This is a genomic window from Aromatoleum toluolicum (genome assembly GCF_012911005.2).
Classification (GTDB): Bacteria; Pseudomonadota; Gammaproteobacteria; order Burkholderiales; family Rhodocyclaceae; genus Aromatoleum; species Aromatoleum toluolicum.
The window spans coordinates 1-380 of record NZ_WTVS01000282.1 but is presented as its reverse complement, the minus strand read 5'-3'; the positions used below and the strand labels follow the sequence as shown (position 1 = coordinate 380).

The window sequence follows — 380 nt, the reverse complement described above, 5'->3', positions numbered from 1 at the left end:
CCGTGTCGGTTCCGCCGCCCGCCGCTTCGACAATGGCGTTGCTGGAGTTGTTGATGGTGTAGGTGTTATCCAGCGCATTGCCGGTGCCGACCAGGCCCGTTCCGACCAGCGTCAGCTTCTCGACGTTCGCATCCAGGGTGTAGTTGACGCTGCTGACGACCATATCGGTTCCGCCACCCGCCGCTTCGACAATGGCGTTGCCGGTGTTGTTGATGGTGTAGGTGTTGTCGAGCGCGTTGCCCGTCCCGACCAGGCCCGTTCCGACCAGCGTGAGGTTCTCGACGTTTGCGGCCAGCGTATGGTCGACGGTACTGATCACGCTGTCGGTGCCTTGGCCGGCGCTCTCGATCACCGTGTCGCCCGCGTTGTCCACGTGGTAG

General features: G+C 63.4%; 1 pseudogene. It reads right to left on the bottom strand.

Features of this window, described 5'->3' with window-relative positions:
- A pseudogene (locus GPA27_RS28750) lies at positions 1 to 380 on the bottom strand (hypothetical protein); the annotation flags it as partial.